The following is a 6,242-nucleotide window of genomic DNA, read 5'->3' as shown; positions in this document are numbered from 1 at the left end:
TAGAGCAAGGGCCTTCTAATCCCTAGGTCGCAGGTTCGATTCCTGCCGGGGGCGCAAAAGAGGGCTAGCCTGATCGCTCTGCTGAATGTCCGAAGCGGGAGGACGCATGAAATTCCAGACTGAGCACTTAGCCACGCTGGCGAAGTATGCGGGCATCAGCTTCGTCGCGGGAGCGGTCAACCATGGGTTCTTCTCCGAGAAGCGATCGTTCGTAACCGCCGGTGTCGGAGTGATCTGCTTCCTGATCGGCGCGGCCATGGAGATGAAGGCGGCACCGGACGGCGGTAAGCGGTGGGGGGATTTACTCGGTTTCGGCATCGTCGCCTCGATAGGGCTTGGGTTCTTCACCGGTGGTCTGCAGCACTTTCCCGATTCCCCGGGGCGCAGCCTTTGGGTGGTGCCGCTGGGCTTCTTCCTGAGTCTCGGTGCCGTCTATCTCAGTGAGGGCAGAGGTCGTATCGCTCCCAAGCCGCTGGCCGCCTACACCCTCGCGGCTGGAGCCACCGTGCTCGTCGGCTCTGCCGTGGCCGCGTCCTATTGGGGACAGTCGGGAGGCGACGGGCACGACCACGACCATGGGGCCGTAACAGCCTCGGCACCCACGGCGGCAGCACCATCGGAACCCGGGGCCGCCCGTAACGTCGTCGTGGAGGTCGATGACGCGCGACGGATCACCCCGGCCAACTGGCAGGCCCGGCAGGGCGAAACCGTGCGCCTGATCGTGGTCAACACCGGGCAGATCAAACACGAGCTCGTGGTGGGGCCGACCCAGGAGCTAGCCGCTCATGCGGAGTCGATGAAGTCGTCCGGTGGCCACGGTCACGACAATGGTGTCATGGTCGGGCCCGGCCAGACAGCCACTCTGTTCTACACGTTCAACCAGCCCGGGCAATGGGGCATCGCTTGTCTTGAGCCTGGCCATTACGACAACGGCATGGAGGGCACGGTGGAGGTCAGCCCCAGCACTTGAGTAAGGGCTCGCAGAAGGGTGCTTGCCGGGTTCGATTCCTGCCGGGGGCGCTTTTTGTTAGCGTGGGCTTGCGGTATTTCGGTTAAGGGGGGCACGAAGTGCATTCGGAATCTCAGTGGCGATATCGCGCCTATCGGCAGGGGCTGCGGCTGGTGAAGTACAAGGTGAACTCAATGGGCTACCAGCAGTACGGGCCGTATGCGCTGGTGGACCAGACGACGAACCGGCCGGTCGCCGCCGGCTTGGACGCCGAGGCCGTCGAACGGGCGTTATGCGCCGGCGAGGCCGCAAGCGCCTGATCGACCGGGCATCGGCCGGGCACACGCGAGGGCGTGGCAACCACGCCGACGGCCCGGGCGCGGCGACAATGGGCGGGTGCGTAGGCCCCAGCCGCGACGGCCGAGGCCGCAGTTCCGGCCGGACGTCGAGGGCCTGCGCGCGGTGGCGGTCCTGGCGGTGGTCGCCTACCACGCCGGGGCGGTCCGCGGCGGCTTCGTCGGCGTCGACGTCTTCTTCGTCATCTCGGGCTTCCTGATAACCGGGCTGCTGTGGTCGGAACTGTCCGGCACCGGCCGCCTGAACCTGGCCGCGTTCTACGCCGCGCGGGCACGCCGACTGCTGCCGGCGGCGGCCGTGGTGCTGGTCGCCACCGCGGCGGCAAGCGCCGCGCTGTTGCCGCCCCTGCAGGCCCGTTCGGTGCTCGACGACGGCCTGGCCAGCGCCCTCTATGCGGGAAACCTCCGATTCGCCATGACCGGGACGGACTACCTGGGCCACACTGAGCCCTCGCCGTTTCAGCACTACTGGTCCCTCGGCGTGGAGGAGCAGTTCTATCTGCTCATGCCGGCGCTGATGATCGGGATGGGCGTCGTATTCAAGAGAACCGTCCTGCGGCGGCGGGCGGGATATCTCGCCGGCCTCGCCGCGGTGGTCGCAGTCTCGCTGACGTTGTCGGCGCACTGGACCCAAACGTCGCCGCCGTGGGCGTTCTTCTCCCTTCCCACCCGCGCCTGGGAGCTGGCCACCGGCGGGCTGATCGCGCTGTCGATCCCGATCTGGCGACGTCTGCCGCCGGGTTTCGCGGCACTGGCCGGTTTCGGCGGGCTGGCGGTGATCGGCGCGGCGGCCGTGCACCTCGACGACCGGACGCCCTATCCGGGGACCGTGGCGCTGGCGCCGGTGTTGGGCGCCGCTGCGGTGATCGCGGCGGGGTGCGCCCGGCCGACGTGGGGAGCCGGACGGCTGCTGTCGCTGCCCGCGATGCGGGCGGTGGGCCGGCTCTCCTACTCGTGGTACCTGTGGCACTGGCCGGTGCTGGTGTTCGCGCCGATGCTGGCCGGGCACCCGCTCGGGTGGGCCGGCCGGGCCGCGGCGGTCTTCGTCTCGTTGGTCCTGGCGGCGCTGACGCTGCGGTACGTCGAGCGCCCGATCCGGTACGCGCGGAGGTTGCGCGGCTCGGCGGGTCGCAGCCTCGCCGTGGGCAGCGCCATCACCGCCGCGGCGGTGAGTGCCGCCCTGCTGTTGCCGATGCTGGTTCCCAGCCCGGTGGGACGGGGCGCACCGGCGGCCGCGGCCGTCGTGCAGGCCGCGGAGAAGGCGGTCCCGGTCGGCGGCGGCCCGATTCCGGACCCCTTCGGGGCGATCCGAGCGGCGGTCGCCGCGGCGCCGGGCAATCCGGCCGTCCCGGCCGACTTGTCTCCCCCGCTCACCGAGGCGGCCGCGGATAAGCCGTCGGTGTTCTTCGACGGCTGCGTACGCGCCTGGCTCGAGGTCGGGGTGCCGGATTGCGTCTCCGGCGACCCCGACGCCGCCACCACAGTGGCCCTGATCGGCGACTCGCATGCCGCGATGTGGCATCCCGCGTTGAACCTTGCTGCCCAACAGCGCCATTGGCGTCTGGTGACGATCGCCAAGGTCACCTGCCCGCTGCAGAGCCTGCCGATCACCAGCCCCTATCTCGGCCGGCGGTACACCGAGTGCGAGCAGTGGCGGCAGGAGGCACTGGCCCGGTTGGCCGCCGAGCAACCGCGACTGGTGGTGTTGAGCATGTCCCGCCGCTACACCGCGGACTTCGGGTTCACCGGTTACGACCCGGCGTGGATCGAGAGTCTGGCGGCACTGGTCGCCGACCTGCGTTCGACGGGAGCGCGGGTGCTGGTTCTCGGCCCGGTCCCGGACCCGCGCACCGACGTGCCGGTGTGCCTGTCGGGCAGCCTGGACGACGCGATGGCGTGCGCCCCGCGACGCGCGGATGGCCTGAACCCGGACGGGATCGCCGCCGAAGGGCAGGCGACCGGCGACGGCGGCGGCCAATACGCGGACGTCTCGGACTGGTTCTGCACCCCCGCGGTGTGCCCGGTGGTGATCGGCGGCGATCTGGTGTTCCGCGACGACAACCACCTGACGTTCTCCTACGCGCAGGCGCTGGCGCCGGCGCTGGGCGTCGTCGCCGAGCAGGCGATGGCTCCGCGGAGTTGACCCGCTGTTAGCCTCGGGATCCGTGGCGGATCTGGTGCTCTACGAGGTGGTCGACCGGGTCGCGGTGGTCACGGTCAACGACCCGGACCGGCGTAACGCGGTCACCGAGGCGATCTCGGGGCACCTCAGGGACGCCGTCGAACGGGCCGAGGCGGATTCCGGCGTGCATGCCGTGGTGGTCACCGGGGCGGGCAGGGCGTTCTGCGCGGGAGCGGACCTCTCGGCGCTGGGCGCCGCGGCCCGCGAGGGGCTGGAGCGCATCTACGCGGGCTTCATGGCCGTGGGCCGCTGCTCGCTTCCCACCATCGCGGCGGTCAACGGCGCGGCGGTCGGCGCCGGGATGAACCTTGCCCTGGCGGCCGACGTCCGCATCGCCGGCCCGCACGCGATGTTCGATCCGCGCTTCCAGAAGTTGGGAATCCATCCCGGTGGCGGCGCGACGTGGATGCTGCAACGGTCGGTGGGCCCGCAGGTGGCTCGAGCCGCCCTGTTGTTCGGCATGCGGTTCGACGCCGAGACCGCGGTGCGCCACGGACTGGCCCTGACGGTCGCCGGTGACCCGGTTGCCGCTGCACTTGAACTAGCCGCCGGACCCGCCGCGGCCCCCCGCGAGGTGGTGCTGGCCACCAAGGCGTCCATGCGCGCCACCGCGATTCCCGGCTTCACAGATACCGACCACCATGAGGCCGCCAAGAACATCGAGTTGGGCCCACAGGCCACCTCGATCGAGTCCCCGGAGTTCAAGGCGCGCCTGGCCGAGGCCCGGAAGCGCTAGGACGCGAGCCGGTTGTTAAGCCAAACCTCGATATCGCTGAACGGTTTTCGCGGGGTTCCCGGCGCCGGTGGCGCGGTCGAGTGGTGGTGCGCCCCGGTCGGGGTGGTGTATTCGGCTGTGTGCCTGCCGTTTTCGTCGGTGCCGGCGCTGACCGTCCAGCCGTCGGACTCCTTGGTGTAGTTGCAGCGTTCGCAACTCCCCATTCCGTTGGCGCCGCTGGTCGTCCCGCCGCGCCGGTGCGGTCTGGCGTGGTCGCGATGGCGAACCGGGGCGTCGCAGTAGGGAGTTCGGCAGCGCTGGTCACGCAGTCCGATGAATTCGGCCAGCCCCTTCGGGAACAGCCGCGATCGGGATTCCATGGCCACCAGTGCGCCGCTGGCGGGCTTGGCGTAGAGCCTGCGCAGCTTGGCCAGCGAAGCCGGATCCTCCAGAGCGGCGGCGATGAGGTTCTGCGCCACCGACGAGGGCACCGATCCGTAGCCGGCAACCACGGCGGCGGAACTCTCAACGCCCAGCAGCGCCTGATCGGAGATCACCAGATTGACCGTCACCGGAACGGCCTGCGCGGCGGACCGACCGGTGACGCGTTCGAAGAGGGTGTCGGCCATGACCTGCCCGCGCGAGCGCCCGTCACAGCAGACGTCGGCCTCCCGCTTGAGGGCGGCGTACACCGAGACCCCCTGGGCCACCGGCAGCAGTGCGGTCAGATAGGTCATGGTGTCCGGGGCCGGCCGGATGGTGACGGTGCGCTCGTCATGCGCCCTGGCCGCCCGGTCCACCACGGCGTGCGGATCCAGTCGGTAGGCGATCGCCTTGGCTGCCGCCGCCAGCGCGGCATCCCCCACGCCGTCCAGTCCCTTGAGGTCCGAGCACAACTCGTCGTCGAGCCGGCGCCGGTCCTCCACGTCGAGGCAGGCCGATTCGCGAACCACGATGGTGGCCCGCCACTCCGACAGGGCGCCGGCCTCGAGTGCCGCCAGGGTGTGCGGCATCTCGTTGACCAGGGCCTTGGCGAAGCCCAGATGCCGGCCACCCCGCGCCGGCGAGTCCCGCCGGGCCAACGCGACCTCCGCGGCCACGCCTCGCCCTCGGCGTGCGGCGGGAACTCCCGCCGCCGCCTCGGCGGTGCGCCGCGCCGCGTCGAGTGCCGCGGCGAGCCTGGCCTGACGTGCCGCCGCGGCGGCCTTCAGACGCTCGAGTGCGGCGATCCCCTCCACCAGATCGACCTCGGAACCGCCCGGATCCCACCTACTCATATCGAACATGCTTTCGATGATAGGCGGACCCGCCGACAGAATCAGCGCAGGCCGATCTCCCGGGCGATGAGCATCAACTGCACCTCGGTGGTGCCCTCCCCGATCTCGAGGATCTTGCTGTCCCGGTAGTGCCGGGCCACCGGGTACTCGTTCATGAACCCGTATCCGCCGTGGATCTGGGTGGCGTCGCGGGCGTTGTCCATGGCGGCCTCGCTGGCGAGGAGTTTGGCGATGGCGGCCTGCTTCTTGAACGGCTTGCCGGCGAGCATCAGCGCCGCGGCGTCGTAGTAGGCGGTGCGGGCGGCGTGCGCGCGGGCCTCCATCCGGGCGATCTTGAACTCGACGGCCTGATAGCGGCCGATGGCCTGACCGAACGCGGTCCGCTCGCCGGCGTACTTGACGCACTCGTCGACGCAACCCTGGGCGGCCCCGGTGGCCAGCGCGGCGATCGCGATGCGGCCCTCGTCGAGGATCTGCAGGAAATTGGCGTAGCCGCGACCCCGCTCGCCGAGCAGGTTCTCCTCGGGCACCCGGACGTCGGTGAAGGACAGCGGGTGGGTGTCGGAGGCGTTCCAGCCGACCTTGTCGTAGGCGGGTTCGGCCACGAACCCGTCGGTCGGAACCGGGATCATGATGGCCGAGATCTCGCGGCGGTCACCGGTCCCGCCGGTGACCGCGGTGACGGTCACCAGTCTGGTGATGTCGGTGCCGGAGTTGGTGATGAACTGCTTGGAGCCGTTGATGACCCAGTGCCCGTCGTCCA

6 protein-coding genes are annotated in these 6,242 nt (G+C 70.3%); 4 read left to right on the top strand and 2 right to left on the bottom strand.

What is annotated here, in order from left to right; genetic code table 11:
* The first annotated feature begins 85 nt into the window (after positions 1-85).
* The 4 genes from ADBZ5U_RS13750 to ADBZ5U_RS13735 all read left to right on the top strand — a co-directional run bounded on the left by ADBZ5U_RS13750 (position 86) and on the right by ADBZ5U_RS13735 (position 4,223).
* On the top strand, positions 86-970 hold the full coding sequence (locus tag ADBZ5U_RS13750) for a plastocyanin/azurin family copper-binding protein (RefSeq protein ID WP_526811096.1): 885 nt from the start codon (positions 86-88) through the stop codon (positions 968-970).
* A gap of 98 nt (positions 971-1,068) precedes the next feature.
* On the top strand, positions 1,069-1,269 hold the full coding sequence (locus tag ADBZ5U_RS13745) for a hypothetical protein (RefSeq protein WP_526811094.1): 201 nt from the start codon (positions 1,069-1,071) through the stop codon (positions 1,267-1,269).
* Positions 1,270-1,345: 76 nt separating this feature from the next.
* Positions 1,346-3,448 carry an SGNH hydrolase domain-containing protein gene (locus tag ADBZ5U_RS13740; protein ID WP_526811092.1) on the top strand — a complete coding sequence of 701 codons (2,103 nt, stop codon included), beginning with the start codon at positions 1,346-1,348 and terminating at the stop codon, positions 3,446-3,448.
* Between the two features lie 22 nt (positions 3,449-3,470).
* The gene (locus tag ADBZ5U_RS13735) at positions 3,471-4,223 is read left to right on the top strand and encodes an enoyl-CoA hydratase (protein WP_526811090.1); all 753 of its coding nucleotides are present in this window, start codon (positions 3,471-3,473) and stop codon (positions 4,221-4,223) included.
* Here ADBZ5U_RS13735 and ADBZ5U_RS13730 read toward each other — a convergent pair.
* Complete coding sequence (locus ADBZ5U_RS13730; RefSeq protein WP_526811088.1) at positions 4,220-5,488, bottom strand: HNH endonuclease signature motif containing protein; 1,269 nt, start codon at positions 5,486-5,488, stop codon at positions 4,220-4,222. The genes ADBZ5U_RS13735 and ADBZ5U_RS13730 overlap by 4 nt on opposite strands.
* A 32-nt stretch (positions 5,489-5,520) precedes the next feature.
* A partial coding sequence (locus ADBZ5U_RS13725) for an acyl-CoA dehydrogenase family protein (RefSeq protein ID WP_526811086.1) occupies positions 5,521-6,242 on the bottom strand: 722 nt, incomplete at its 5' end.

The sequence above is a fragment of the Mycobacterium sp. genome (assembly GCF_040398885.1).
Classification (GTDB): Bacteria; Actinomycetota; Actinomycetes; order Mycobacteriales; family Mycobacteriaceae; genus Mycobacterium.
This window is presented reverse-complemented; position numbering and strand designations above follow the sequence as displayed.

Coding starts and splice junctions, on each gene's coding strand:
- ADBZ5U_RS13730 (WP_526811088.1), bottom strand. CDS start 5,488: ATGTTCGATATGAGTAGGTGGGATCCGGGCGGTTCCGAGGTCGATCTG.
- ADBZ5U_RS13750 (WP_526811096.1), top strand. CDS start 86: ATGTCCGAAGCGGGAGGACGCATGAAATTCCAGACTGAGCACTTAGCC.